Raw genomic sequence first — 26727 nt, 5'->3', positions numbered from 1 at the left:
GCAGCGCTAATACTTTATCGCCATCGTAATAAAATGTTTTAAGGCTAGGTCACGCTCCAAGTCTTTCCTGTATTCCCCCCCCCCGTGGACCGCAACCTCAGGTTTTAGAGCCAAGAAGTAGAAACAGACCTAGTCAATTTATAGATTATTAGGTTAAAGTATTATGTCCGATTTATTTTTCAAGTAAGGGAATAGTAATGAAAATTTTAGCAAAATCACTTTGTTGTACTGTTTTTTTGGCCAATATTGCTTTTGCTGATGACATATCACAATTTAACTCACAAATACAAAGTCAGTTAAAACAATTACAGTCACAACAACAAGAGCAAACCCAACAAATGAATACCCAACTCCAGGCACAAATTCAAAAAGTACAATCTGATCTGCAACAACAAATACAATCAGTGAACAGCCAACTGCAGAATCAGATAAAAACGATGCAAAACCAATTACAGACCCAAATACAAGCGGTGAATTCACAGATTCAGCAATTAGCAGCTAAACAAGGTATGCAGCCAGTACCCGCTCCAGCCCCAGGAAAACCTAAATAAAATCAGGTCACGTATTAATCCCGCAAAAAAGCGGGAATTTATTCGTTAGACTATTTTATCCCTTCTCTTTATATATGGCTTCTTAAGTCTGTTTGCATTCGCTATCTCTGAATTGTAAACAGATCTTAAATTTTCTGACGAAAATTGAGGTTGAACATGAAGGCGATTTCTGTATCAGCCCCATGTAAGCAAAAAATGCATTAACGGTATATAATTTAAATGAACCTGACTTAGATCAGTAGCGATTCAATTACAAGTCTAGAGGGGAACAGGTGAGGGAACATGGCTAGACGTCAAATAGATTACCAGAAAGTGGCACAAGCCGCCGAACATGTTAAAAAGCAAGGCCGCGAACCATCGCTTACAAATGTATGCGAAGAATTAGGAATAATTACTCCAACTCCCAACTTGTCCATCCTTCTTGAAAAATGGTATCACACCCAACCCGAATTTCAGCGTTCTATTAAAGCTCCTCTTTCAGAAAATATTAATATAAAAGCCCATGATATTCTTGAAAAAAATATAGAATTGGAAAAATCCTTATCTCTGTTACGTGCTACGCTTGAGTCAACCGCAGATGGCATCATGATGGTAAACGGAAAAGGGCAAGTTGTTGATTGGAATCAAAAATTTGTCGAAATGTGGCGTATTCCTTCTCATATGCTGGAATCAGGTACTGAAAGCATTGGCTTCGAATATATTTTACAGCAACTCAGCAATCCTGAAGCAGTAATTGCTGACGTGAAATATCTGTATGAAAATCCAGAGTGGCAAGGAGAGTTGCCCGTTTTGCATTTTAAAGATGGACGAATTTTTGAGCGATTCACCCAGCCACAACGAATAGGCACCGAAATTGTTGGGCGGGTATATAGTTTCAGGGATATAACCCAGAAATTGATGGAGGAAGATGAACTTCGTATCAGAGAACGCGCCATTGAAGCAAGCACTCATGGTGTTGCGATTCTTGATATTTCCAAACCCGATCTACCTATTATTTATGTTAATAAAGCGTTTGAACGCATTACGGGATATAGTGAAAGGCAAATATTAGGACAAAGTCTTGCATTTTTGCATGGAAGTAAGCTGGAAAATGTGAACCAAAAACGAATAAATCTGGCAATTAAAGAGTTACGTGAAGAAACAGTAGAGCTAGAAAGTTACCGTCGCAGTGGCGAAATTTTTTGGGGTGAGGTAAGTGTTGCTCCTGTCAGAGATTCATTCGATAACGTCAGACATTATGTCTGTCTTCTTAATGATGTCACTCAGCGTCGTGAAATGGAACAACAATTAATTCAACAAGCAACACATGATTCGCTCACAGAATTACCCAACCGCGTTTTATTAATCGACCGCGTGGATCAAGCCATTTTACAAGCCAAGAAGAAAGGGGCGATGTTAGGTTTTTTATTCCTTGATCTGGATCACTTCAAAATGACAAACGATACCTTGGGGCATAGTATTGGGGACAGGCTGCTGCAAGCTGTCTCCAACCGCCTGCTTCTTGCTACAGATGATTTTGATACTGTCTGTCGCTTAGGCGGCGATGAGTTTGTTATATTGTTGCAGGATGTTGCCACTGAGATGCAAGCACAGCAAAAAGCAGAAGAAATACTTACTTCTCTAGCAAAACCCTTTCAGATTGATCAGCATAATTTAAAAATCACCGGCAGTATAGGGATCAGCTACTACCCTAAAGATGGCGATGATTATGAGTCTTTAATGAAAAGTGCTGATTTATCGATGTATCACGCCAAAGATAATGGTCGCAATACCTATCGCACTTATGATAAAGAAATGAATATGCGCATCATTAATCGCATGCAACTTGACAATGCTTTACGTGACTCACTGAAGAAAAACAAATTTCATTTAGTATATCAACCATTTATGAATTTGACTTCAAATAAAATTATTGGCTTCGAAGCCTTATTGCGTTGGCACAGCCATATTTTAGGTGATGTTCCTCCCAATGATTTTATAGGTATGGCCGAGGAAAATGGCTTAATTCTTGATATTGGCATGTGGGTTTTGCAAGAAGCGTGCCGCCAACTTGTACGCTGGCATCATCAAGGTTATGACCAACTCACTGTCGCTGTAAATATTTCTAGCCGCCAATTTCGTCAGGCTCATTTACCTGAAGTAATTGAAAAAATTCTTCTTGAAACAGGCTTACCAGCCAAATTTCTGGAGTTAGAACTTACAGAAAGCTTACTTATTGATAATGTAAAACATGCTGTTGAAACGATGTATGAATTGAAAGACATGGGAACAAAATTAGTGATTGATGATTTTGGTACTGGCTACTCCAGTTTATCTTATCTCAAGCAGTTTCCTGTTGATAAATTAAAAATTGACCGCTCTTTCATCAGTGAATTAGTCAATAGGGAAAATGATGCGGCGATCACAAAAGCAATTATCAATTTAGGTCATAGCTTAAATTTGGAAGTATTAGCTGAAGGAGTAGAAACAGAATTACAACGCGAGTTTATTATGCAGCATGGCTGTGATTATGCACAAGGCTATTTTTTCGCAATGCCTCAAAAAGCAGAAGAATTAAAAGATTTTATTATTCAGCATATTTAAACCTAATAAAAGCGGTTAAAAGCTTCAGAGAAAGCCTCAAGGCACTGAATCTGCCGTATTTTCCAGGTTAAATTTTTTATCATTTTCTCGAGTTTTTTTCAAGTCGGTATGATTTTTGCTGTTAAAAATTATGATGCGATGTGTTTAGAGTATTTCTTATGTTTTAAATTGATTGATTGATTAAATAGAGCTCAGTAGTCGTAGTAATTGTTGCCTGAAATGGAGTGCTCGAGGACTTGTTCAGTTGACTCGGATTAAAACCATACCTTCATCTAAGGCTGCAATCGTTCTAAGGAGACTGGAATGAGAGAGGTAACCATTGTTGGTTCGGGTTTGGCCGGGGGCTTGCTCGCCATCTATTTGGCAAAAAGAGGATATAAACTTGAATTATTTGATGTACGCCCGGATCCAAGAACCATACGTGCAGAGGATGGGCGCTCAATCAACCTGGCTTTGTCATGTCGCGGTATTACCGGCATGGAAGGTGTAGGTATCATGCCGCAGGTAAAAAAACTCATGGTTCCCATGCGTGCTCGTGCGATACATGAAATGCAGGGGCAGATTAAATTTCAATCTTTTGGCCGACATCAAAATGAATACATTAATGCAATTCAACGTAACGATCTCAATAAGTTACTACTTAATGAAGCAGAAAAATATCCCAAAGTTAAACTCAATTTTGATACGAAACTCATCGATTTGGATGTCGATAAAAAAATTGTCGTGTTTAAACTGCCTGATGGCACCCTTTTAAAACGAAACTATGAACTTCTAATTGGAGCTGATGGGGCGGGTTCAGCGGTTCGTGAACAACTTCATGCGGAGCACTTTGTGCATGCATCACGTACTTACTTGCCTTATGGATATAAGGAACTCTCGATTGGTGAACCTGCCCAAGATCATCTGATTCATGAACATTTACACCTCTGGCCAAGGAATGCCTTTTTGTTATTAGGCAATCCTAATCTTAATCAATCAATTACAGGCTCCTTATTCTTGCCCAATGAGGGAAAAAATAGTTTTGCAGAATTGGATAATGATTTGAAAATCAGAACTTTTTTTCAAAAAGCATTTCCGGATGCATATGCTGAAATGCCCAATTTAATTGAAGAGTTTACGCAACATCCTACCGGTAATATGAGTACTATAAAATGTGATCCATGGTATTACCAGGATCAATGCCTGTTAATCGGAGATGCGGCACATGGAGTTGTACCTTTTTTTGGCCAAGGGATGAATAGTGCGTTTGAAGATTGTCGTATTTTAAATGAGCTTTTAGATAAATATCATGATGATTGGAAAAAGGTAATGCCTGCTTTCTATCAATCAAGAAAAGTAAATACTGATGCAGTAGCACAAATGTCTATGGATAATTTCCATGAAATTCAGATTGACATCAGAGACAAACGATTTAACTTCAAAAAACAATTGGAACTCGAATTAATGCATCGATACCCAGAAGACTATGTTTCAAAGCATGTTTTGGTAATGTTTACTAATACACCTTATGCTGAAGCGCAAGCGCAAGGGGAGTTCCAAACGAAATTTTTAAATAAAATATCTGACCAAGTGGAGCGAATTGAAGAGATAGATTGGACTAAAGTAGAGAAAAACCTAGGCAATATGACAAAAAATTGGCAAAATTGAGTTGAATTTTAAAAGAAGTAAAAAATTCAAGGGGTTACTTTGTCAAAAATTTGACACAATGATTATTTTGGATTCACTTATATTGGCAGTTCGCACTACTTTTTTATGAAAAAAAGCAAAAATATCTTTTTTTCATAGTTTTTGCGAGGGAAAAAGAGAAAAAAGTTGGTATGCGCCATGCATTGTTCAAAGTGTCCAACAAAATTCTCATGGAGATGGCTATGAAAATCATACAAGATTATATTGATTCCAAACAACAAGAATTTATGAATCATCCTTTTTTTGAAGTACTTGAACAATTGAAAAGTTTAAAAGAATTGAGCTACTTCGTTCCCGAACTCACTTTTTGGGCTATGACTTTCCAAGATATTTTAAGAATAAACGAAGAACGAGTGACTGACCCATACTTAAGAAAAGTTGCCCGTCATCACAGACTTGAAGATGCAGGCCATGAAAAATGGTTTCTACATGATAAAAAATATATGGGGGCAGTGAATATCGATTCGGTAAATGATACGAATGATGTAAGTTGGCTCTATAGCAAAGAAACCCAATTAACTCGTGATGCAGCTTATGCTATTTTAGCTGAAGTTTATAAAGCAAATGATGAAATTCTGAATATTGTTCTCCTCTTAACCATTGAATCATCCGGACACGTTTTCTTTGAAAAAGTTTCAAAACAAGTGAAAAAAACTGGGGAAGATAAAAACCTCCAATATTTCTCCACATCACATTTGGAAGTAGAAATGGCTCATGCCTTGTTTGAAGAAGAAATGGAACGCTCTTTATTTTCAAGACAAATACCAGTCCCCACTCGACGCGAAGCATTAAAATTGGTTGACCGTTGCTATGATGCGTTTAACAAAATGTTCGATGGATTGATTATTGCTTGTAATCGAAGACTTGAATTGGCAAAACAAAGGAATCAACAAGATGCCGCAAACAAAGAACCAGTGGAACTTATTTCACATAAAGCAGTGTAAGAAAAAGTTTGGACAAGCGATGCTCAGTGATGAGCAATCGCTTGTTTTTTTTCGCGAAGATTTCGGCAAATTAATTCATTCTGCACCGGTAGCCGTTTTTGAACCTGAAACCACAGAGGATGCACAATCATTCATACACTATGCTCATAAAAACCGGTTACCTATAACACTTCGCGGCAATGGAATGAGTCAAAGCGGCCAATCGCTTGCCGTTCCAGGCGGGGTAATCCTGAATATGAAACACTTTGCTCATACATCAGAAGCTGATTCAGACTCCATTTGGGTAGAAGCAAATGCCTCCTGGGCCTCTTTATTGGATAATTCGTTAAAACAGTTCCTCATACCCTATGTGGTACCTCATAATTGTAATTTATCAGTGGGGGGGGTGCTTTCTGCGGGAGGGATGGGGGCCTCTTCATTCAAATACGGCAGTGTGGTCGCCCATGTCAAAGCGTTGGAAGTATTAAAAGCTGATGGAGAATTGGTTAAGGCAGAAGAACGCTCCTCTTTAATGCATGCTTGTTTGGGTGGACAGGGGCGTTTTGGCCTGATTACCAAAGCCTGCATTGCCTTAAGACCTTGTTTAAAAAATGTCAGAACATTCTTTCTGATCTATTTGGATAAAAACGAATGGCTTAATGATTTGCTTTTATGTCAAACAAAGGCAGACTATGTGGAATCATTTTGCACACCAGCACTACAAGGCGCGAAAATATCGGAAAAAGGTCGATTGCCTTTTGCTCAGTGGTTTTATTCGCTTCATGTAGCTCTAGAATATGATAATCTACCCCCTGATTTTCACGATTTTGGGTTAAGGCCCTGGCGTTTACTTCATACCCAGGATGAATCAATCCACTCTTATTTACATCGCCATGACTCTCGTTTTAATGCAATGAAAATAACTGGACAATGGGAATTGCAACATCCATGGTATGAGTGCTTTTTATCCGCTTCACAATTAAGTAATCTGGAAGAGTTATTAGCCGCCTTGCCTTTACATTACGCTCCTGTGGTACATCTTGCCCGGATCGCACCTCATATTCATGATAGTTTTTTACAGCTTCCTAAAGACAAAGATATTTTTGCTCTAATGATCCTTAATCCAGGATTACCCTCTGCATTAATTCCGAGTTGTTTAGCAACAATGAAACAGCTGGACGCACTTTTTTTACCTCAAGGCGGCAAACGTTACCTTTCCGGATATTTAGGAGACTCTCCAGATAAAAAATATTGGCAAAACCATTTCGAAGAACACTATACGGATTGGCATAAACTAAAAGAACTCTATGATCCGCAAAATATTTTTTGCTCTATGTTACATCATGATTAGTGCAACAGCGCAGGGAAACTCACGGTCCACGTCAGTTTTATCTTTTTACTCTCACATCCCGCAGAGAAGCCGCGGGACGTAGTGCACTATTTAAAGCGTCACTGCCCTATCCCTTATTTCTTAGGTTTAAATTCCATTAAAGTAAATAGGCTATTTGTGGGGTAACTGTTTTTAAAAATAAATCCTGCAGGTTCAATTGATTTTTGCCATTCAAATAAGGTGCGCTGTCTGCCTCCTAATAAAACCATCATCACAATATCCATAGTTTTATTTGGGTGTGGTTTGTCATCATCTGGCATTACTTGTTCAGCAATAAATAAAGTTGCATTTTTAGACATTTGATGGGCACAGTTTTTTAATATTTTATGCATCATTTCATCATTAAAATCATGCAAAACTCCTTTAAAAATGTAGGCATCTGCTGATGGGATTGTCGCAAAAAAATCTCCTTCTTGAAGTATGACTTTATTGGAGAACTTATTAGGATCCAATTGACCAATAACTGCCGGGGTATCAAAAAGAATAGCCTTTAATTCGGGGTATTTCTTGGTAATTGCTGTCGCCAATCCTCCGCGCCCCCCGCCCATATCGACGAAACTGGAGAATACAGAGAAGTTGAATGCATTGCTGATCGCCGCTTCATCATAAGAAGATAGCTTTGCCATTCCTCTATCAAAATTCTGCTGTTTCTCTGCATTTTTACTAAGAAAACTAAAAAAATCATCGCCATGTTGTAGTTCAAATGCTGGCGTTCCAGTATTAAGACTCACATCCAGTTGGGAAAAAGCTTGCCACCAGGCGTCATCAACCATACACAATACATCGCGCATAGAGTGAGGGTCATCGTCACACAGTGGTTTGGATAATTCAGTCAACGAATAAAAACCATTGTCGTAATTAAATAATTCATAACTACTGAGAAACCTTAATACTCTATGCAGTAATTCCGGCTTACTTTCTGTAGCCTTCGCCAATTCTTCAATTTTTTTAGGCCCGGAGGACAGATGATTTGCTATGCCTAATTTAGCTACGGCGTGTAATGCTCGTGATACGACATACCAGCGTGACATGATGGCTAATTGAATATGAGGTTTATCCATTTGAGATTGCATTTACAATTCCTTTTAATTCGATTTATTTTATTATCCTTGAAAAAACAGTTGAAACTTATGTGCAAGCTAAAGATACCGAATCTGCCGAATTTTTTAAATTTTTTTGCTCGTCATTGTAGCAACTACTGGTTTCGCAAAAAAATTTAAAAAAAGTCCAACATCTTTGCCACCTGTGCTCGCCACCCTTTTAACTGCTTTTCTTGGATTATTTGCTAATTTGATCAAAAAGTTAAGTGTTACTGTTTATTTAAATTTCATACCCCCAAAAAAATGTTACGATAAGCACCCATTCCGGAACATTCAAGCCGCGGAAATCCACCCGATATATGATGATGCATAGTAATTCCGTACCCATTTGGTAGTATATGAGTTCAAAAATAATTTATGATGTTAAGTGATAATGCTCTCTTGTAAAAAAAGCTTCTATAGGTCAAAATCAATGCAAGATGATGGCCCAATGGACCTGCGCAGGCAGGAATCCATTCATAAATATTTGCCGATTTAAAAATAGCCCCCCTGTGCGGAGAATAGAGGTTACTTGCGAAAAGAATAAATCATGAATAAAGAGCAATATAAAATTGTGACACTTACTGCCTTGGGCGGTGCCTTAGAGTTTTATGATTTTACGATTTACGCACTCTTTGCGCCCTACATTAGTCAAAACTTTTTCGCAAACACGAATACGCTTATTGGATTAATGAATACTTTTGCAGTCTTTGCGCTTGGATATTTAGCACGACCTATAGGTGGTATATTTTTTGGTCACTTAGGCGACAAATTTGGCCGAAAATCCGCCTTTTCACTTGCTGTTTTTATGATGGCAACCGCAACGTTGCTTATGGGATGTTTACCTAGTTATCATTCCATTGGGATCACCGCCCCCATCATCCTAATGGTGTTACGATTGATGCAAGGATTCTCTGTTGGCGGCGAAATTCCGGGAGCTGCCGTATTTACGATCGAACACGTTCCTCAAGAAAAGCGAGGGTTTGCTATTGGTCTTGTATTCATGTGCATTACGCTTGGCAATAGCCTGGGAGCATTAGTAGGATTTATTCTTACATCCCTATTAAACCAAGTACAAATGATGGCTTGGGGTTGGCGTATTCCTTTTATAATTGGATTTGGCTTAGGGATTATTAGCTATATGATTCGCAAGCAGTCGATTGAAACTCCTGTTTTTCTCAATATGGTAAAAGAAGAAAAATTGCATCGTCAGCCATTTTGGGGGCTGTGGACCTTATCTCGGGAAAAATTATTCCATGCTTTTTTATTTACTGCAGTTTCGTCCAGCATTATTTCGCTTTTTTTGTATTTACCTGCCTATCTTACCTCTATTGTGAAACTTAAGGTAACACACACTTATTTAATTAATTTAGTAAGCTTTTTAAGTTTTGCATTATTCACTGCTGTCTTTGGCAGCCTGTCTGATCGTTGCAACCGTAAAAAATTACTTATCTTCGGTGCCTTACTTTTAATTTTATCGTGTTATCCGCTTTTTTATGGGCTGAATCATTTGGGGGAGTCTTTTGTCTGGGTTTTCACTTTATGTTTTGCTTTATTTGGAGCAATGATCAATGGCAGCTATGTGGTTCTTATTAGTGAATCATTCCCTACCCATTTACGTTATTCTGGAGTTGGATTTAGCTATAGCCTCGGTATTGCTTTATTTGGTGGTGCAGCACCACTTGCTTTTACACAACTCATCCAGGTATTGAAGTTATCTGAAGCACCGGCTCTTTACCTCTTGCTTTGTGCCTGTGTCACGCTTATTGCTATCCTACGCTCGAATCAACAAGAGAAAAACTACTCCAATACTACCGGCATCATAGCAGCATGACTCAAGCTTGCTATCCTTACGCCAAATGCGACCAGCAATCCCCCCATCAGTTTAACAATATAATATTGCAAACGGTTCAGATTTGATTTGACATACTGATGGGTAAGCAGGTAAGCAAGGTTGGAAAACCAAATCATGTGAATTAAAGCTATCTCTGCTCCATAACCCAATTCAGTGATAATGGAATGTCCCGGTTTTACAACCAAAGTAAAAAATGCCAATAAAAACATGATTGCTTTGGGATTTAAAAGATTACACAACAAACCTTGATTAAACGCCTGCAAACCCGTGATAGATTGTGTTGAGTAACTTGCATTCAGTTTCATCATTTCACGCTTGGCTAATAAGCTTTTGACACCAATATAAATAAGGTAAGCTGCCCCTAAGTACTTGATAATACTGAATGCAAGCAATGATTGCGAAATAACCAGCGCCAATCCCAAAATACAGTAACTTGCATGAATTAAAAGACTTACTGAAACACCAAAAGCAGTATAGATTCCAGTTTTCCTCGAATAAAGTAAGGAATTCTTGGTAACAAGAGCAAAATCAGGGCCTGGAGAAATTGCCGCTAACATAATTAACACGCTAATCGATAAAAACTCTTGCACCATACTCCTCCATAAATAAAAGAATAATTATAACACGAATCCTGTGACTAAATAATTGCCGTCAGCGGACATTTTCACCTTAACTCTCCAGGAATTCTGGATTGATTCACTGCTGGAGAACGGAGCCAACTACACGGGTTAAGTGCATTATTATTTGCATTAACGAATTATTCTTTTTAATTATTTCCGCATGTTCCTTACATTCTTTGAAATTTAATGACAAAAAAGAATACCGCGTAGGTGCAAATTGATGTGTGAGATCGTAGCTAAGAATATAGTTCACGCATTCACCAAACTCGCCTTTACTTAGAGTTAAATCAGCATAATGATCACAGAGTGTATTCATCACGTTATAAAAATTATGCACAGCAGCTTCCAAAACTGCAGCGGTTTTCTTATCCTCTTCTTTTTCTTTAGCTGAGGCGAGGCATACTCCAGTTTGCTCCATCAATAATTGCAGTTGCGCTCGTACCCCCCCTGATTTGGAAAGTTCAAACTCTCTTTCTTTTTTAGCGGCCTCAGCTAAAGGCTCATACCACTCCCGATCTTTATTATCGCGGTAATATATCGTGAAGTTTTTATCTGCGCTTAACGATTGCAGTGCATAAGCCTCTTGTGTTAAAGAGCACTGATAATCAAAAATAGCGCCAATATTCTCCGCTGTGTAGCGTGAAGCATCTTTTCCTCCATGACCATCATAAATCCCTATCAAAAAAGGTAAAGACAGAGAAAGTGTTTGTACTGCAATTGAAATATTGTCTCGTGAGCCCCATTCGATCGCTTTATTGGCAAGCATTTTTGCTAATAACTGTTCCTTTTGTGTTCTTGCTGAGGGAATCTCCCTTAAACAATTTAAAAGCCATTGCTCATGCTCTTTTTTAGTCTGGTACGCTAACGGCTCAGTAAAACCATCACATGTCGTAATCAACTGCACTTTTCCTACGCTTTCTTTGAGGATACCTATGTGTTCATAGATTTCATCGAGGTAATTGATGTCGATACTGGCATCAGCACAAACTACCTCGGCATTATAATCAAAATCCCCTATTGCCCTGGATACAGCCAATTGACCATTGATGCGATCAAAAAAAACTACTCCTCCAGCTCTTTGAATACGCTCTAGCTCTGCATTGGGATGATGAATAATATTATTTAAACGCATGACACCGGCTATCTCCCCCTGCTTGTCGAAAATCACTGCAAAAGAGATGGAATCTGCCAGGGTTGCAGTAATCAAAGCTCCATGGCCATCATATACAGTCGTTGATGCAGTAGTTCCTCCATACATCACATTCCGCCCTAAAATATTAATCAGGTGATAACTCGTCCACAAACGACGACCAATTTCTTTGGGGGTGAGGTATTTAAAATGATCGCGTGCATACCAACATGCAAAGACCGCATCCTCTTGGCTCGGACGCAAACCTATGGTTTCATACAAACCAAAGTGATGTTCTTTTACAAGTTCACACACATCAATCCCTTTATCATTAGGCAATGAGGTAATGTGTTGAATACGGGGCATCTTTTTTCCTATTAATACTCTCCTGTAAAAATATAGCACATAGACTTATTCATCATTTTTACTTTACCCTCGCTTAAGTCTGCAGCAAACTTCTTAACTAACTCATCGCTTCTTCAGTAGCTTGGGTTAAATATCCACACTGAATCAGATAATTAAGGTATTTATTGAAGACCGTTTCATCTATTTTTTCACAATAAATTTTATGATTCTCTAACTGAGTTTTTGTATAGGTGCAATCAATTTTCGCCTTATTGTTGTGAAGATATAACTCAAATAATGAACTGTCTTTATGTAAGACTTTTTCCGTAAAAAAAGGCCGCAATGGCGAAAACGGGTGATTCAGATCAAATTGACTATTCTCTTTAATCATTTTTTCCCAATCAGAATAGGCAACATCTTCTATCTGAAAACCTTTGGCTTTAACATATCCAAATAATTCATCAACATCGGCTTCCCGCGGATTTATTAAATGATACGTATTAGACTGATAGGGCCTTTCCAAAGCAAATCGAGCGATCGCCTTCGCGACATAATCCACTGGAACAAAATTAAAATCTACATCCAATAAAGGCCGGGCACCCAGTTCAACACATCCTTTGAGGACACGGCATACCACATCGTCCTGGTTCCAATATCCAGTTTGACTTTCCCCTGTAATCAAGCTCGGTCTGTAAATCACTGTTGGAATATTATAGGTGCGGGCATGAAATACCAATTGTTCAGCCAACCATTTTGTCTGATTATAACCTCCATAAATCCCATCTTCAGGTGTAAGCTCAGTTTGTTCAGTGATTACTACATCATCTGCCAAATCAGCAGACATAAAATAGCCTACCGTTGAAATATAATGCAGCGCTTTCAGCCGCCTGTATCCAGCTAATTCGATGAGTTGTTTTGTACCGAAAACATTACTTGCTGTCAGTTTTTGATAAGGATAAATAAAATTAAGGACTGCAGCTCCATGAAAAATAAGATCAACAGTATCTGCCAAATAATACCAATCCTGTTTCGCGAGGCCTAAGTTACTTTTTTCCAAATTACCTAAAACGATTTTAATGCGATCATGAAAAACCGGATTCCACACACCATAGCGTTCCATGTTTTGAATCACTCTGTTTCGCCCTGTCGCGGGTGAATTGGCCTGAACAAGACATGTAATATACCAGCTTGTACTGGTTAAAAGCTCACGCAGCAAATAAGCTCCTAAAAAGCCTGTAGCCCCAGTCAATAATACATGTTCTGGCATAGCTTTAGACAAAGAGGTAATATGAGGGGTCATGTTTTTATATTGATTAAACTCAGCAACCAGATCAATCAGGGAATGATTACACCGTTTTTGTTGCTCTGTTTTTCCTGAAAATAAACCCATAATTTCGCCCAAGCTTGGATCCCTGAGCAGAAATTCAATCGATATATCTCTGTCACCGCGTGTAGAAAGCACATAGTGTAATTCCCCTAGTTGCACTGAACTTAACCCTACTTCGCTTAACTTTTTTTCTTTATCTAATACCGAAATATCTTCATTAAAAATTGGTTTAAGCATCTGGGCAATATCTGAAGACTCGGAATTCATAGTTTTTACAGATTCCTCTGTCTCATTGTTTACGAGCTTATCAATACAGATAATATCTAAACCGCCTTCTAGATATTTTTTCTTACATAATAAGCGCTGCGTTTTTCCGCTGCTGGTTTTGGGAACTGATTTACGATCAACAAGGACTACAACATCTGCCTCAATCCCATGCATTTGCCGCAAATTACTCCTTATGGTTCTGATGATTTCTTCCAAGTTTAGTGCCTGAACTTGCTTTTTAATTTCTTGCACAATAACTAATAATTCCAAGTCATTTTCTTCTACTGCAAAAATAGCACAACAATGCTCACGCAGATTGGGATGGCATGTATGGATGGTATCTTCCAAGTCGTGTGGGTAATAATTACATCCACGAATAATAATCAGATCCTTGAGACGCCCTGTTACATAAAGGGCCCCTTGATCCAAATACCCCATATCCCCTGTGCGTAAAAAAGAATGCTCTTTATTAGCGATGCGTGCATCGAAATAATATTTTGAGTCCTGGGGCAATTGCCAATAACCTTGGGCAACACTTTTACCTTTTACCCATATTTCTCCAACCACACGTTCTGGACACTCCTGCAACGTCTGAGGATTCACGATGGCAAGAGAACAACTATCAACAGACTGTCCACAACTGATCAAACTGCGGGCGTCAGGATGCGATTCATCACAATAAAGCACTTTGTTCTGATTTAGTGTTTTCTTATCGACCCATTGACTGTTTATCCCTTGCTTGCGACGACCTCCTGTGACCATTAGTGTCGACTCAGCAAGTCCATAACAAGGATAAAAAGCCTCAGGTGAAAAACCGCAGCTTGCAAAACGTTGAAGAAAACGCTCGATGGTTGCTTTGCGAATCGGTTCTGCCCCACTCATTGCACATTGCAGGGTGCTTAAGTCCAATCGGCTTTTTTCTTCTTCAGTGACTTTACTAGCACATAAATCATAAGCAAAATTAGGAGCAACTGTTGCTGTAGCCCGATAATATGTCATCGTTTCCAACCAAATTGCCGGGCGCTGCAAAAAAGTCAATGGCGACATTAACTTTAGGGGAATTGTACTGAACGCAGGTTGTAATATCCCCCCAATAAGTCCCATATCATGATAATGAGGTAACCAAGAAACACTAATATCTTCTTCGGTGAGGCCGTTTGCTTTTTCTATTACAAATAAATTATGCAGCAAATTACCGTGGCTGATCATCACTCCTTTGGGTTTTCCAGTTGAACCGGAAGTGTATTGTAAAAAAGCAATATGATCTTCCTTAAGCGAAAGGTGGCTCCATGTTTCAATTACATTGACCCAGTCTTCTGTGATGATGCATTTTAACTGTTCATACTCATTGTATTTTTTGATTTGTTGCCCAAGCTCTTTTGTGGTCAAAACAACACGTGCCTCTGAGTTATTAATAATATGTCGGAATTTTTTTGCCCAATCTCTAGTAGTAGGAGAGTATGAAGGTACAGCAATAACCCCCGCATACAAACAACCAAAAAAAGCAGCAATAAAATCAAGGCCAGGAGGATAAATAATTAATACCCGATCACCTGGGCGCGTTACCTCGAAGAGAACACTTGCTATTTTCTTTGCTTGGTCTGCCAACTCACGATAAGTCAGACTCTTACTTTCCTGTATTTTTTTGTTTATGAACGTATAGAGTGGGAAGTCCGGATTTTTCTCTGCTTTTTTTTCCAGTAAGTCGACCAAACTTGCGTAAAAACGTTCCTCCATACCAACCCCTAAATCTAAGATAATTACACTGAACCTTATAGAGAACTGGTATCAGTACGTTCCGGTTCAATTTAATAGACTTCTTTGAAACTCGCTGCAGCGAGTTTCGAAGAAGTCTATTATGGAATATCTATTTGAAAAGTACAGCAATCTCAGCCAAACTAGGGTCTATTTTACATTTCGCTAACTTAAAACAAGATAGTCGAAATGAAACCAAATCTTAAAAGTTTAAAATAAGTAGTAGGACTACTCGAATGCCGAAACTCATAGTGAAAGTACTTCTAAAATTAAAAGAGGCTACTCGTTATTCTTATTATGGATTAAAAGCGGCCTTCCAAGATGAGTTCGCCTTTCGTCTTGAATTATTGGCTGGCATCATTGCGCTGCCTCTTGCTTTTTTTATAGGAAAAACTTACGTTGAGCGCGCTTTATTAATTAGCACGCTATTCATGGTCTTAATTGCTGAATTATTGAATTCAGCAATAGAAACCACTTTGAATCGAATGAGCCGCGACTGGAATCCCATGACTAAAAAAGCAAAGGATCTCGGCTCGGCTGCTGTTTTTATTACAATTATTAATGCACTTGTAGTTTGGATCATGATAATTATTTCTCGCTTCCAAACATAACTCCCTCGAAAGCGATCTGTGAAAAACGAAACCCTTATGGATATAAATAATGCATGCCTGACGCAACGAAGCGGCGCTGAGTTTCGCTTCGATATGTCAGGTTTTTAATGCGTAAACTTCGTTGTGTTCTGAATAAACTGGGTGATCTCGTCCATTTGTGTTTTTGCCAAATATTCTGTTTGTTCTTTTTGAGGCTCAAGCCGAGCGAGTTTCTGATAAAGTTTCTCCATACTCTCATGTCGACCCTTACCAAAAAACCTGCAGTGACTGAAAAAGTAAAAAAATCCCGCTGTTGTCTTTGATTGGCCAATTTGCTGTAATTTTTCCAATTGTTCCAAAGGGGATAATGTAGCGCTTAAAATGCCGGCAATTTTTCTCATTCCCGTACTGTTCGTAGTAATAAATTTTCTTGTTAATTGTTTGCCATCTAGAATCGCATTGACGCATTCGTTAAAACTGTACAGTGCATTTTTAAATTTCAAATTTTCTTGCTCTAACATCCGTATTACTTTGTCTAAATTAGGATAAGGATTATCCTCACCCTCAAAATCTGCTCTACGATTTTCTTGAATCAATTTTATTGATAATTGGTAATGAGATGAAGGTAAAGAAAATTTTGAAATTTCTTTATAAATTTCCTCTCTTCTATCGAGCATCCTTCGATTAAATACATGGCTTACTGGATTAGGAACATACAATAGTTTGTTTCTAAATGGAACTAAGTCATGTTTTGACTTTAATAAATTCATTTGTAGATGATAAGCTTCAAACACTGCAAACTTCTTAGCCATAACTGCCCATTGCTCATTAAAATTTTTATATGCATCCATCCTGGAGGGTAAAGTAATAAGAAATTTATTGATTTGATCAATCGTTGGTCGTTTTTCAGGGTTTATACTTTGTAAACAATTAAGCAAAGTCTTTATGTCCTCTAAAAGAAAACGATCAACCGCAGAGACATCATAACCCATAAATAAACCATCAAAACAATAGGAAGACCGTGCTAAATCCGCTAAGTTTGTTGCGAATTCCTTATGCTTTAAAACATGCCGCGCACCAAAGATTTCACCAAATATCGCAGCTAATGCATAAATATCCGATTGATAAGTGCTGCCTTTCCCAAGAATGACTTCTGGAGCCATATAAGCCAGGGTTCCTGAAGTTTTTAGATTATTTTTTGAACCAATATCTTCAGCCAAACCAAAATCAATAAAAATTATAAGAAATTGTCCATTGCTCAGCGTCTTATAGCAAATATTTGCAGGCTTAAGATCACGATGCACCACTCCCTTTTGTTGTAACAAAAGCATCTCGCTGGCTATCCGTGCTGCAACTTCCAAGCGGAACTGAAACGAATAATTGAAGCTGGGCGTAAAAGGTAATAGCTTATCAAGGCTGCTACCACAATCCTCAAGGATAGTAATAACCATATTTCTTGTTCCAATTACGCCAACCACATTTACCCCATGTTTCTTTTGTCTTAACGCTTCTTTTGCCGTTCGCTTCAATAATTCGGGATATGGAGTATCCTCGGAAGGCTTTTGTATTTTGACCACATCGTTTACAGGAATGAGTTGGGCTTGATAATGCTTATTTTTTACATCAAAAGTCACGGCTATTTTATATTTTGATTCGTTCACCGAACCAAAACCACCTTTGCCTTTGTGTGCATTATCAATAATATGCCACTGATTTTTACCTGATAGGACTAATTGGTGACTAAAGATAAATTGGGGGGAACTGTTAAAGAGATTTAATTTGGATAATTTTCCTGAAACCGAACTATTAGTAGACAATGGGGATAAAAAATTCACTCCCTCTTTTTTCTTGAATAAAAATTCAGCAATTTTTTCATCCAGAAAAATCAGTCCCTTCTGATTTTTCCACAATACTTCAAAATCGATATACCTCATGCTTTGTCCGTAGAGCTGGAAGCAGAAATAGGATACATCATATCAGCTTAATAATTTCCTAAAAAGAAAAAATTAAACCCACTTAATTGGTCTATGATTAGACAATATTTGCCGGATAAATTATCCCCTCTAAATTAGAAACTTCCCCTGGCTAAAGCTGGCTGATGGAACGGATGCGGTACTTAGGATACCATACAGATCCGGACGGTGTTTGCTATGGATTAGCTTACATGGCGATACAAGCTATTCTTGCCTGACACAGTTGTTTCAGACCGTTTATCTATAGAGCGATAGGAACCTAATTAGTGACACAGAACAGCATCCACAAGCTAAAAAAAGCCTTATAATAAAGAAAAAGCCTAAATCTACTTACGAGAATTCACGATTCAAGTTACTATATAAACATTTATTTACAGTAGCTGTAATACCAAAATTATTAAACCATATATGTCCATACCAGCAAATCATACAAAGCGTGTTTCCTACATTGTCCCTGTTTACAATGAAGAAGCAGGAATTGCCGAATTTATTACCGCATTGATTGATACAATAAAAAATCTTGGCTATGCCTATGAAATACTTATTGTTGATGATGGCAGTCAGGATAATACACCGGTAATTATTCAGCAATTAAGAAGTCAGTTTACCCTTCGCTGCATTCGTTTTAGTCGAAATTTTGGTAAGGAAAATGCCATAAGTGCTGGGCTTGACTATGCCCAAGGTGATGCCGTGATTCTGCTGGATGCCGACTTCCAACATCCCCTGGAACTCTTGAAGCAATTTATTGCCAAATGGGAAGAAGGGTATGATATGGTTTATGCAGTTCGACAAAACCGCTCCGATGAATCCTGGCTAAAAAGAACTTGTGCCAAAGCATTTTATCAACTGACTTCACGGATAAATCGCATTAATATCCCCGCAAATGCTGGCGATTTTAGACTTTTAGATCGCAAGATTGTGAAAGCACTCCAAAAATTGCCCGAAAGGAATCGGTTCATGAAGGGCTTATATAGCTGGGTGGGATTTAAACAAATTGCTGTTCCTTTTGAAGTCCAACCTCGTAAAACAGGCACTTCACAATGGAATTTTTACTCCCTTTTGGATTTAGCAATTACCGGGATTACATCTTTTACCGCATTTCCATTACGTATGATTGCAATTGGGGGAATTGGTGTTGCAACCCTGGCGATCCTTTACGGCATTTGGATTATAATAAGCACCTTGATTTTCGGTATAGAAACACCAGGTTGGGCAACCATAGTCACCACCATTACCTTTTTTGGCGGTTTGCAACTCTTTGCCTTGGGCGTCGTGGGGGAATATATAGGCCGGGTCTTTGATGAGGTGAAACACAGACCTCATTACGTTATTGATGAGGAAGCCAGTTTTGATGACAGCACAACTTAAATTAAGGCATAGACTGATTTATTTTGTGGGTATTGGCGGATCTGCCGCATTTATTCATCTTTTTACTGTGTTCAATTTAGTTAAATTTATGCATGTCCAGGCACTCGTAGCCAATGTATTTGCCTTTCTAATCGCCTTTAATGTCAGCTTTTTAGGACACAAATATTTAACCTTTTCGCAACTGCATGATGAAAAAAATTTGAGCTTACCTCATTTTTTTGTGGTAGCAGCTTCTGCAGGAATCATGAATGAAACGCTTTATTTCCTGCTTTTACGTTACACAGCCCTAAATTACTTATTTGCTTTATTCCTTGTTTTGGGATTTGTTTCGGTTTATAGCTTCATCATATCAAGGTTTTGGGCATGCCGTTAGTAAAATAATCATGGATGGAATTTTTGTCCGCCCTAATTCGCCACAGACCGATGTGTTTTGGATTCAAGTTAGATTGAGCATTTGTTGACGTCTGACAACCCGTCTAAAAAAGGATACTTCATGCTTAAATTATGTGTGCCATCGAGATCTATACATTAAATTTCAACGCCACTTTGTTGCAATATGATTTCCTCATTCCCTCTAAGACATTGAATTTTTTTCTTTTTTATATCAAAAACATACTGTAACCGGCAATACTCCCTGGGATTAGAAAGTAAAGCAGGATTAAAAACAACGAGATTAATTCCCTGTGAATCGCGGGCAGATGGAACAATCAATAATGGATGTCCTTCATGCGCTACGCGTCTGCCTATTTCTTGGCATTGAGTATAATTATCCGGATCAACGAGCCAGGGAAACTCTCCTTTTTTTTCTGTCAAATCAAGCCCTAATCCCTGACAATAAACCTTCGCAACCCGTCTATCGATAATGACTGTATCCTGGGTTTTAAAAATCTCCCAGGAGTCTTTGATTTCCTGAAGAAAATGATATCTTGTTTCATAAATTGTCGTTTTCAACGTTTCTGATCCATACCAGCAAGCAATTGCACCATCGCTGTATCGTGAGCTCGTTATCTTTTCAAATGGATAATCAATAAAATCATTTTTACTGTAATCAAATGCTCGTTGAATTAACGATTGATTGCTTAGTACCGGATGAGTATAACTTTCTATAGTATTAGCCGCTTCCCAATCTACCGGGTCATCACTGAGATCATCGAATAAATGCTGAGATACCTTTATGCCTCTTATATTCCTAAAGATATTTTGTGAATATTCTCTAACAGCATCAAATAATGACACGTTTACTGACCTCGCATAAAATCAGTGAGTCGTCTTATTTGAGCAATTCCAAGATAACCTTGCTCCAACATAATATCCAATGGACGAAGATTATGGAGCTTTTTATTCCGCCCTTTTATCCATTGATAGACTATCTCTCGATTGTATGGATAGAGAATTCTCAGATTTTTATGAATCCCTAAAAGATTACCTACTCGTTCGATTGTATCTCTGCCAGATATATGTGCTGTTCCTCTTTTAAATTTGGCAAGTTGTGCAGGGCTTATCCCACCTAAAAGCTCACATTCTTCTTCATTTTTTAATTGCCAATGCTTTAAAAGTGCAATCACATTCTGTGTGTTGCGTTTTAGAACGTCTTCACTTAAATCTTGAGATGTTAAAGATGCCAAATGCAAATGATTCATAGCAAAATCCTCTATTTATATATTATTATAGTGTATAAATAGATTTTTACAAAAAATTCTGCCATGAAATGAATCATTCGGGAGCTTTCAGGTAAAAATCGTGCTGAATTTCATCCAATGTGAAGGGACATCTTTTTTGCATTGACATTCTAATGTTTGCTGATGCTAGAAAAATAGATGCTAATAAGAGTTGGGATAAATCCCACTAACTACCTCTACAGACTCGCGAATAATAAGGCGCTTTCCAACCATTTCCTTCACTTTAGGCAATATAGAATCTATTTTTTCTGCTGTATCAATGAATTGCACAACTAAAGGAAGCTTACTGCCTATATCCACCAATGAGGCAGATACCACAGGGCTTTTAAATGTAAATCCAGCAACAGCGCGCAAGACAGTACCCCCTGCGATTTCATTTTTATCAAGCATACCTAACAACTCGATGTGCAAGGGACGATGCTGCCATTTATCCGATTCATTAATATAGACAGAAACTTTTACATGATTCATATCAAATTGCCCGAGCGAGCACTACACCCGCAATAACTGCCAATAGTGAAAAAAGATTATTACAAATAAAATTTAGTGCAGCAAGTCCATAATCACTTTGCTCCAGGAGCATATAAGTTTCGTAACTGTACGTTGAAAATGTTGTGTAAGCGCCACAAAACCCAACGGCAACAAACAAACGCCATCGCGGATCAACTTCCACCCGCTCCAAAGTCCAGGCAAGAAAAAAACCCAGGATAAAGCTCCCGGTAACATTAACAATGAATGTCCCAAAAGGAATATCTGCCGATAAATACTTAACGGAAATACGGCTCACGAGATAACGCAAATTTGCGCCAAAGATTGCACCCAAAGAAATCCAAAAAAAGTCTTTCAAGGCTTTTCTTCCTTTTTATTCAAATACAAATATCCCAGGGTCTGATGACCTTAGAAGGATAATACATAAAAAAAACAAGCGCGTAAATTTATCCTGAAATGTCTTATAATAAATTCTTATGCGGCTCCAAGTGAACATGAAACTCCTCGCAATCCTTTAAAAATTCGTCACTTATAAAGTAATTAAACTCAGTAAGACGGGCATGTGCGATAGGATCTGTACTATTATAACTATCTCCTGGATGACACATAATTAGAGTATTCTCTCTGGTTAAACTGATCCAGTTCCTGAATAATTCTCTATAGTTTGCTGCCGAGGCAAAATCATAAATACCTGAGAAGCAACGATTATGGGGGATGCCCAATTTGATGAGTTGCTTCAATAAGGCCTTACCTCCTGTAAGACTCAATATTTTTGCTTTAAACCGGGATTGAGGCAAATCAATGGAGGGCCAAGTGGAACGAATGGAAGTTCCGTGATTTTTCAATCGTTGTGCATAGAGATCCAAGATGACATTTCGTATTACAGGAAATTGATGGATATGCTGGTGGCCATCAATAAAATCAGGAAGTTGCTGCATGACTTCTGTAAATTGGTGCAGTTGCGCCAAAAATTCCTTTGCAATGAAAGATAATTTTATCGAACGCATATGTGTCTTAATCAGCAATTCATGTAAAGAAAAACACGATTTCTCTGGAAGAGATGCTAAATAACCTTCTGTAAGATTAAAATGTAACCCTATTTTGATTGGTTTATTTTTTTTTAAGTCGAGTAGCTCTTTGGCATAAGGAATAAAACTGGGCATATTCACCATACAACTGACAGCGGACAAACGTCCCATGCGCACTAATTTTAAAATCCCTGCCGAAACTCCGGGATCCAAACCAAAATCATCTGCACACAATATGATGGTTTTCGAATTAATCACAATTGAAGGCCAATACTTATCACAGAGGGCATATAATAGCTCATTTCCCCTACGCAAATGTAGTAAAATAACATCATAATCATAATAATGAACGACTAACCATCTAAGCTATCTTTCTGCGGCAAGCAAAGAACAAGCCCAGGGGGTGAATGTTGCTCACACCCAGGCCCCCTTATTGGGTTTATCCATTTATCTTAGGCAGTTTCTGATTGCACTTTCACGGCAAAGAAACGTGCACCCAATACATTAATACACAAACCACCAATTACTAATAATCCGGCAGCAAGCTTCCATAGTTGAAAAGGTTCACCCAAAACTAAAACAGAACTCAGAATAGCAACAATAGGTACTAATAAAGTAAATGGTGCAACTACTCCTACTGGATATCGGGCAATGAGCCAGTTCCAAACCCCATAACCTATCCAAGTTGAAGCAAAAACAATATAAAACAACGATAATGTTCCACGCCAACTTATATGCTCATAGGTGTAAACAAAACTCGAAGGACCTTCAAACAACAAAGAAAGAAGGAACATGGGGATACATGCAACAAAACTTCCCCATGCAATCATTGCCATCATGTTGGCATTACTTCCTTTAATTCGCTTGGTGATCAAATTCCCCAGCCCCCAAGTTGCAGCAGCAGCAAGAATGAAGACAAACCCAGCTAAAGAAATATCAGTATCAAAATGCATAGCAACCAAACCAATACCAGCAAAAGCGACGAGTGCACCGAGAATCTGCCCCGAATTAGGCTGTTCACCCAAGAAAATCACCGCAAAAAACATACTGAAAAATACTTGCGTTTGCATCAGCAAAGATGCCATTCCAACGGGCATACCAATATTCATGCCGATAAAAAGAAAAGCAAATTGTAATGCAAACATTACAAATCCATAGAGGATAATCGCTCTGAATGAAGATTGAGGTAATTTAATAAAAAAAATGGCCGGGATACTTGCCAGTAAAAAACGTAAGGCACAGAGTAATAAAGGCGAAATTTCTTCCAGTCCAAAGGAAACAAAAAGAAAATTTACCCCCCAAATCACCACAACTAAAAGAGCCAATAAAAGATGTGTAAAAGGCATCATCAATGCTCCGGCCAAAAACCATATTTTAGCCCAAGTACTGTAATAACGCCATTTGTTTGGTTTATTTTTTGAACACCCAAGTGTTCAAAAAAAGTAAATTTTGTTCTCTATTAGGATTTTTAACCATATATAGCTGCAGCCGATGGAGTGAGCATAGCAAAATTTAATTTCTATTTTTTAATCCTTCGAGTTAAACTGAATTCTTCAGTAATATAGTTAAAAATCTGTTGGAAGTGCAATAGAACAGCACTAATATCGTGGGTTTCGCTGCGCTGCACTCCATTAAGTTGATATAAAACTGTCATCCCTGCGAAGGCAGGGATTCATCAACCAAACAAGGTGAGGTACCGCTTCATAAATGGATTTCCACTTTCGCGGGAATGACATAAATCTTCAACTTAATGCAGTACCGCTGCCCAAGTTACCTTTTATCTACTTTTTTTGGTCTAAATTATGAAACAAATTATTCTTGCTACCAGCAATTCTGGTAAAATCAGTGAATTGCGTGATTTATTATCTCCAATTGAGTGCATTGCACAAACCAATTTAGGAATTACAGATGCGGTAGAAGATGGTTTAAGCTTTATTGAAAATGCACTCATCAAAGCACGCCACGCCAGTCTATATGCGGAAAAACCTGCATTAGCCGATGATTCAGGTTTAGTAGTACCTGCTTTAAATGGCGAGCCGGGTATTTATTCTGCTCGTTATGCGGGAAACAATGCGACCGATGCAGAAAACATCCATTTATTATTGGAAAAAATGGCTCATGTACCCTCAACTCAACGAGAAGCCTGGTTTTATTGCGCAATTGCCTTGGTACAACATGCAAAAGATCCTATGCCAATCATTGCAACAGGCAGGTGCAAAGGAATAATTCATACCTTGCCTGTTGGCGAGGGTGGATTTGGTTATGATCCCATATTTTATATCCCTGACTTTCAATGCACAGTAGCGCAATTACCTGCTAAAATTAAAAATAATATCAGCCACCGTGCACAAGCTTTAAAGCAACTGCGCGATATAATTAAGAATTGATGATGGATACGGATGCACTCTTTGCGCAAGCATATAAATTCCAGTATGAAGGTCAATTGCCACAAGCTATTAGCCTCTATGAACAAATCTTATTGCAGGAGCCCAAGCATCTGAACACTTTGCATTTTTTAGGACTCACTTATGCTCAATTAGGTGACATGGATAATGCAATTCTCTATCTATTACAAGCACTTTCATTAAGCCCTGATAATGCAGGTCTGCTAAATAATCTTGCAAATGCTTACAAAAAGTCGCATCACCTGGATAAGGCAATTGAATATTACCAGCAAGCAATTAAGCTGCAGCCAGATTATGCCCAGGCTCATAATAACCTGGCAACAGTCTATGCATTGCAAAATAATTATGCCCAAGCACTATTACATTATACGCGAGCAGTCCATGCTGAACCTGATTTCAGTGCAGCGCATTTTAATTTAGGCTTGTTATTGCTGCAAAATAATCAATTGGAAGCCGCCAAAATCCAATTTAATAACGTGGTATCCTTAAATCCATTTCACACCGAAGCCCTTTTCTATCTCGGTGTGTTGCATCTGGAAAAAAACGCTCTTGCTGAAGCAGAAAGAGCATTTCAAAATGTTTTGGAACAAGACAGTAGGCAAATAGAAGCCCTTTCCAATTTGGGCGTCATTGCTTTGAAAAGGCAACAAAACCAATTAGCAATCGATTATTTCAGCAAGGCATTAGCCTTGGACAATGAAAACATTGAAGCGCGTAATAACTTGGCAGCTACATTCATGCATCATGATCGTTTTGAGAACGCGCTCATGCATTATGATGTATTACTCAAAAAAGAACCTGACAATATTGAATATTTATACAATTCCGGCGTGGCACAAATGGCTTTAGGTCATTTGAATGAAGCTATTATTCTTTTTGAGCACATCCTTGAGCTCGAAAGCACTCATACGTCCTCTTTAAATAATTTGGCAGCAATTTATCTTAAATTAGAGCAAAGAGACAAAGCAAAAGAATACTTAGAACGCGCTCTGGCAATTAATCCCGAAGATACAATCAGCGCGCATATGCTAAATGCCCTTACCGGGGATGAACAGGCCGCAACCACTCCCGAATACGCCCATAATTTGTTTAATAACTACGCACTTTATTATGATCAGCATATGAAGAGCACGCTGCAGTATTCCATTCCCCAGCAAATGGCGCGTGTACTCCACCAACTTGAATTGCCAACAGATACACACAGTTTGGATTTAGGATGTGGAACCGGTCTCACAGGCATTGTTCTTCGGGAACGAAGTAAACGTTTAACCGGAGTAGATATTTCAGGAAAAATGCTGGCCCAAGCCAAAGAAAAGGGAATTTATGATAATCTGGTAGAAGCAGAAATCAATCAATTTCTTCAGCAAAATAAAGCCTCTTATGACCTTATCATTGCAGCCGATGTTTTCCCCTATTTTGGTGAGCTTGACACGTTATTTCATACCATCCATCAACATCTAAAGCTCGGAGGCTACTTTATTTTTACCACTGAAATCAGTTCAACGACCTTCTGGTCGCTTGAAACTAGTGCCCGTTTCAGCCATCATCCGGACTACATCCAAAAATTAGCAGTACATAATAAGTTTAAGATAGTAAAGCAAGAAAAAATTCCAGCACGCATACAAAACCAGCATGTTCTGGAGGTAATGATTTATATTTTAACAAAATGAATATTTATTACTAAA

22 protein-coding genes are annotated in these 26727 nt (G+C 38.3%); 11 read left to right on the top strand and 11 right to left on the bottom strand.

From position 1 onward, the window contains the following. Positions 1-197 precede the first annotated feature (197 nt). From Lpar_RS02025 to Lpar_RS02005, 5 genes are all read left to right on the top strand, one after another. Positions 198-551 carry a hypothetical protein gene (locus tag Lpar_RS02025; RefSeq protein WP_058516329.1) on the top strand — a complete coding sequence of 118 codons (354 nt, stop codon included), beginning with the start codon at positions 198-200 and terminating at the stop codon, positions 549-551. Between the two features lie 282 nt (positions 552-833). Further along, positions 834-3134, top strand: a complete 2301-nt coding sequence (locus Lpar_RS02020; protein ID WP_058516328.1) for a bifunctional diguanylate cyclase/phosphodiesterase — start codon at positions 834-836, stop codon at positions 3132-3134. 303 nt (positions 3135-3437) lie between these two features. Further along, positions 3438-4781 carry an FAD-dependent oxidoreductase gene (locus Lpar_RS02015; protein ID WP_237759327.1) on the top strand — a complete coding sequence of 448 codons (1344 nt, stop codon included), beginning with the start codon at positions 3438-3440 and terminating at the stop codon, positions 4779-4781. A gap of 221 nt (positions 4782-5002) precedes the next feature. Then, positions 5003-5764, top strand: a complete 762-nt coding sequence (locus Lpar_RS02010; RefSeq protein ID WP_058516327.1) for a hypothetical protein — start codon at positions 5003-5005, stop codon at positions 5762-5764. Then, on the top strand, positions 5715-7094 hold the full coding sequence (locus tag Lpar_RS02005) for an FAD-binding protein (protein WP_058516326.1): 1380 nt from the start codon (positions 5715-5717) through the stop codon (positions 7092-7094). Before Lpar_RS02010 ends, Lpar_RS02005 begins: the two co-directional genes overlap by 50 nt. Positions 7095-7207: 113 nt before the next feature. Here the strand turns inward: Lpar_RS02005 and Lpar_RS02000 are convergent, their stop codons facing one another. Continuing rightward, on the bottom strand, positions 7208-8206 hold the full coding sequence (locus Lpar_RS02000) for a methyltransferase (RefSeq protein WP_058516325.1): 999 nt from the start codon (positions 8204-8206) through the stop codon (positions 7208-7210). Between the two features lie 556 nt (positions 8207-8762). Here Lpar_RS02000 and Lpar_RS01990 point away from each other — a divergent pair. Beyond that, positions 8763-10046: an MFS transporter gene (locus Lpar_RS01990; RefSeq protein WP_058516323.1), complete on the top strand. Its 1284-nt coding sequence runs from the start codon at positions 8763-8765 to the stop codon at positions 10044-10046. On the opposite strand, the gene Lpar_RS01985 is transcribed toward Lpar_RS01990, so the two are convergent. The 3 genes from Lpar_RS01985 to Lpar_RS01975 all read right to left on the bottom strand — a co-directional run bounded on the left by Lpar_RS01985 (position 10013) and on the right by Lpar_RS01975 (position 15492). Continuing rightward, positions 10013-10660 (bottom strand): LysE family transporter, encoded by a 648-nt coding sequence (locus Lpar_RS01985; RefSeq protein ID WP_237759326.1) that lies wholly within the window; start codon positions 10658-10660, stop codon positions 10013-10015. The genes Lpar_RS01990 and Lpar_RS01985 overlap by 34 nt on opposite strands. 103 nt (positions 10661-10763) lie before the next feature. Then, on the bottom strand, positions 10764-12182 hold the full coding sequence (locus Lpar_RS01980) for a PP2C family serine/threonine-protein phosphatase (RefSeq protein ID WP_082650311.1): 1419 nt from the start codon (positions 12180-12182) through the stop codon (positions 10764-10766). A 97-nt stretch (positions 12183-12279) separates the two neighbouring features. Then, a complete protein-coding gene (locus Lpar_RS01975) occupies positions 12280-15492 on the bottom strand; it encodes a thioester reductase domain-containing protein (protein ID WP_058516322.1) in 3213 nt (1070 codons plus the stop codon). 254 nt (positions 15493-15746) lie between these two features. Here Lpar_RS01975 and Lpar_RS01970 point away from each other — a divergent pair, with 254 nt between their 5' ends. Continuing rightward, positions 15747-16121, top strand: a complete 375-nt coding sequence (locus Lpar_RS01970) for a diacylglycerol kinase (protein WP_058516321.1) — start codon at positions 15747-15749, stop codon at positions 16119-16121. Between the two features lie 104 nt (positions 16122-16225). Here Lpar_RS01970 and Lpar_RS01965 read toward each other — a convergent pair whose 3' ends face one another. Continuing rightward, the gene (locus Lpar_RS01965) at positions 16226-18034 is read right to left on the bottom strand and encodes a protein kinase domain-containing protein (RefSeq protein WP_058516320.1); all 1809 of its coding nucleotides are present in this window, start codon (positions 18032-18034) and stop codon (positions 16226-16228) included. A 447-nt stretch (positions 18035-18481) separates the two neighbouring features. Between Lpar_RS01965 and Lpar_RS01960 the strand changes: the two genes are divergently transcribed. Then, positions 18482-19441, top strand: coding sequence for a glycosyltransferase family 2 protein (locus Lpar_RS01960; protein ID WP_058516319.1), 960 nt, complete (start codon positions 18482-18484; stop codon positions 19439-19441). Then, positions 19425-19814, top strand: coding sequence for a GtrA family protein (locus Lpar_RS01955; protein ID WP_058516318.1), 390 nt, complete (start codon positions 19425-19427; stop codon positions 19812-19814). Before Lpar_RS01960 ends, Lpar_RS01955 begins: the two co-directional genes overlap by 17 nt. Positions 19815-19969: 155 nt before the next feature. Here Lpar_RS01955 and Lpar_RS01950 read toward each other — a convergent pair whose 3' ends face one another. The 6 genes from Lpar_RS01950 to Lpar_RS01925 all read right to left on the bottom strand — a co-directional run bounded on the left by Lpar_RS01950 (position 19970) and on the right by Lpar_RS01925 (position 23983). Next, on the bottom strand, positions 19970-20677 hold the full coding sequence (locus Lpar_RS01950) for an RES family NAD+ phosphorylase (protein ID WP_058516317.1): 708 nt from the start codon (positions 20675-20677) through the stop codon (positions 19970-19972). Between the two features lie 2 nt (positions 20678-20679). After that, positions 20680-21081, bottom strand: a complete 402-nt coding sequence (locus Lpar_RS01945) for a hypothetical protein (RefSeq protein ID WP_058516316.1) — start codon at positions 21079-21081, stop codon at positions 20680-20682. 180 nt (positions 21082-21261) lie between these two features. After that, on the bottom strand, positions 21262-21591 hold the full coding sequence (locus Lpar_RS01940) for a DUF190 domain-containing protein (protein WP_058516315.1): 330 nt from the start codon (positions 21589-21591) through the stop codon (positions 21262-21264). A 1-nt stretch (position 21592) separates the two neighbouring features. Continuing rightward, positions 21593-21967 (bottom strand): fluoride efflux transporter CrcB, encoded by a 375-nt coding sequence (gene crcB, locus Lpar_RS01935; RefSeq protein WP_058516314.1) that lies wholly within the window; start codon positions 21965-21967, stop codon positions 21593-21595. Positions 21968-22070: 103 nt separating this feature from the next. Then, positions 22071-22895: a ChbG/HpnK family deacetylase gene (locus Lpar_RS01930; protein WP_058516313.1), complete on the bottom strand. Its 825-nt coding sequence runs from the start codon at positions 22893-22895 to the stop codon at positions 22071-22073. A 194-nt stretch (positions 22896-23089) separates the two neighbouring features. Then, a complete protein-coding gene (locus Lpar_RS01925; RefSeq protein WP_058516438.1) occupies positions 23090-23983 on the bottom strand; it encodes an EamA family transporter in 894 nt (297 codons plus the stop codon). A 456-nt stretch (positions 23984-24439) separates the two neighbouring features. On the opposite strand from Lpar_RS01925, the gene rdgB reads away from it, so the two are divergent. Further along, positions 24440-25024 (top strand): RdgB/HAM1 family non-canonical purine NTP pyrophosphatase, encoded by a 585-nt coding sequence (gene rdgB / locus Lpar_RS01920; RefSeq protein WP_058516312.1) that lies wholly within the window; start codon positions 24440-24442, stop codon positions 25022-25024. 2 nt (positions 25025-25026) lie between these two features. Further along, positions 25027-26712, top strand: a complete 1686-nt coding sequence (locus Lpar_RS01915) for a tetratricopeptide repeat protein (RefSeq protein ID WP_058516311.1) — start codon at positions 25027-25029, stop codon at positions 26710-26712. The last annotated feature ends 15 nt before the right edge of the window (positions 26713-26727 follow it).

This window comes from Legionella parisiensis, assembly GCF_001467945.1.
Lineage (GTDB): Bacteria > Pseudomonadota > Gammaproteobacteria > Legionellales > Legionellaceae > Legionella > Legionella parisiensis.
The sequence above is the reverse complement of the archived record's forward strand: the minus strand, read 5'-3'. Positions and strand labels throughout refer to the sequence as shown.

Bases quoted from the DNA above. Each gene is read 5' to 3' on its own strand.
- rdgB (WP_058516312.1), top strand. From the start codon at position 24,440: ATGAAACAAATTATTCTTGCTACCAGCAATTCTGGTAAAATCAGTGAA.
- Lpar_RS02020 (WP_058516328.1), top strand. From the start codon at position 834: ATGGCTAGACGTCAAATAGATTACCAGAAAGTGGCACAAGCCGCCGAA.
- Lpar_RS01925 (WP_058516438.1), bottom strand. From the start codon at position 23,983: ATGCCTTTTACACATCTTTTATTGGCTCTTTTAGTTGTGGTGATTTGG.
- Lpar_RS01915 (WP_058516311.1), top strand. From the start codon at position 25,027: ATGGATACGGATGCACTCTTTGCGCAAGCATATAAATTCCAGTATGAA.
- Lpar_RS01960 (WP_058516319.1), top strand. From the start codon at position 18,482: ATGTCCATACCAGCAAATCATACAAAGCGTGTTTCCTACATTGTCCCT.
- Lpar_RS01955 (WP_058516318.1), top strand. From the start codon at position 19,425: ATGACAGCACAACTTAAATTAAGGCATAGACTGATTTATTTTGTGGGT.
- Lpar_RS01990 (WP_058516323.1), top strand. From the start codon at position 8,763: ATGAATAAAGAGCAATATAAAATTGTGACACTTACTGCCTTGGGCGGT.
- Lpar_RS02015 (WP_237759327.1), top strand. From the start codon at position 3,438: ATGAGAGAGGTAACCATTGTTGGTTCGGGTTTGGCCGGGGGCTTGCTC.
- Lpar_RS01945 (WP_058516316.1), bottom strand. From the start codon at position 21,081: ATGAATCATTTGCATTTGGCATCTTTAACATCTCAAGATTTAAGTGAA.
- Lpar_RS02005 (WP_058516326.1), top strand. From the start codon at position 5,715: ATGCCGCAAACAAAGAACCAGTGGAACTTATTTCACATAAAGCAGTGT.
- Lpar_RS01940 (WP_058516315.1), bottom strand. From the start codon at position 21,591: ATGAATCATGTAAAAGTTTCTGTCTATATTAATGAATCGGATAAATGG.
- Lpar_RS01985 (WP_237759326.1), bottom strand. From the start codon at position 10,660: ATGGTGCAAGAGTTTTTATCGATTAGCGTGTTAATTATGTTAGCGGCA.
- Lpar_RS01975 (WP_058516322.1), bottom strand. From the start codon at position 15,492: ATGGAGGAACGTTTTTACGCAAGTTTGGTCGACTTACTGGAAAAAAAA.
- Lpar_RS01970 (WP_058516321.1), top strand. From the start codon at position 15,747: ATGCCGAAACTCATAGTGAAAGTACTTCTAAAATTAAAAGAGGCTACT.
- Lpar_RS02025 (WP_058516329.1), top strand. From the start codon at position 198: ATGAAAATTTTAGCAAAATCACTTTGTTGTACTGTTTTTTTGGCCAAT.
- Lpar_RS02000 (WP_058516325.1), bottom strand. From the start codon at position 8,206: ATGCAATCTCAAATGGATAAACCTCATATTCAATTAGCCATCATGTCA.
- Lpar_RS01980 (WP_082650311.1), bottom strand. From the start codon at position 12,182: ATGCCCCGTATTCAACACATTACCTCATTGCCTAATGATAAAGGGATT.
- Lpar_RS01965 (WP_058516320.1), bottom strand. From the start codon at position 18,034: ATGAGGTATATCGATTTTGAAGTATTGTGGAAAAATCAGAAGGGACTG.
- Lpar_RS02010 (WP_058516327.1), top strand. From the start codon at position 5,003: ATGAAAATCATACAAGATTATATTGATTCCAAACAACAAGAATTTATG.